This window comes from Gilliamella sp. X-60 (genome assembly GCF_057063585.1).
The window spans coordinates 1-1282 of sequence record NZ_JBXSQJ010000051.1 but is presented as its reverse complement, the minus strand read 5'-3'; the positions used below and the strand labels follow the sequence as shown (position 1 = coordinate 1282).

1 protein-coding gene is annotated in these 1282 nt (G+C 43.2%); it reads right to left on the bottom strand.

Translation table 11 applies throughout. The features are described 5' to 3' along the window. On the bottom strand, positions 1-1174 hold a 1174-nt coding region (locus ACYIAM_RS12990; protein WP_483748554.1), incomplete at its 3' end, for a two-partner secretion domain-containing protein. Positions 1175-1282: the final 108 nt, after the last annotated feature.

The window sequence follows — 1282 nt, the reverse complement described above, 5'->3', positions numbered from 1 at the left end:
CTGAGCCTTTAAGAACAACATCGTGCTTGGCAAGGAATGAACCCTCATTCACAATGGCTTTTTGACTGTTTAAGTGGATATTTTGTTGACTGTAAATTTGCTTGCTATTGCGAATGTCCTGTTGACTGCTTAAGCGAATATCTTGCTGAGCCTGCATCGCCCCCGTATTGACAATTTTTCCATCCGCCGTCAAAGTAATACTGCCCGCGCTAGCGCCTAACTCGCCCGCATTATGTACGCCAACCCCTTTTTCTGTGCCCACCAAGTTGATTTTGCCCGCATACATGCCACCAAGTGCAGAAACATCTATCGACACTTCGGGTTTGTCGTCGGTCTGCCCTGACAATACCGTGATATGTTGCCCATCTCGGCTCACTTTATTACGACCCGTCACGACGTTTAAGTCCTTCGCCCATACCGATGAGTTAATCGATACCGTCCGCGCAATTAAATCCGTGTAACGTTGCCCTGAACTATCCAGCCCTTTCCCTGTGACCGCTATATGCCCTTGCTCAACCTGATAACCCAACAAATCACCATTCTCAATTAGCGGCTTACCTGTCGTGAGCGTCCCCCGACTCGCATTGATAAATCCACAACCATTACACGTAATACCCGATGGATTAGCAATAACAACCTGAGCTTTTTGCCCCGCAACTTCAACCACCCCATTTAATTGGCTTGGATTGCGTGAATTCACTTCGTTTAATATGATTTTTGCACTGCCCGACGCATTTAATAACTCATTACCTTGTACATAACCCCCAATTTGCGTTTGGCTAATTTTGCTGCTGTTATTTAAAATCACCCCTTGCTTCGAAACATCAAATTGCTGGTATTTATTATGTGATACCCCTTTTCTATTTGGCGTTTGAATATTGACCTGTGTGGTACCATTGGCCGCCGAAGTCACCAACGGTTGCTGATGTTTGTGCGCGTGTTTATCCGCAACAATATTACTGCCATAAACCGGCGAGCTAATACTCACAAAGCCTAATGAAATAGAGATTAAAAAGGTTATCGGCCTTAAGGTAACAAAAAGCGATTTTAGTGACGATTGTTTTTCTGTCGATGACGTCTGTTCACTACCTATCGGAGTTTTAGCAATATCCGCAACCACCATCTGCATGCCACGTTTTTTGTTAAAAATCACTCGATATAAATGCCTGTTCATCGTTTTGTCCTTATTTTCATTACCTTAATTATTCTAGTGTCTCGATAGCTTTAACTACTCTATATTCTTGATGCTAGATGTTAATAATTCCAGTTTACGTTAAACCCT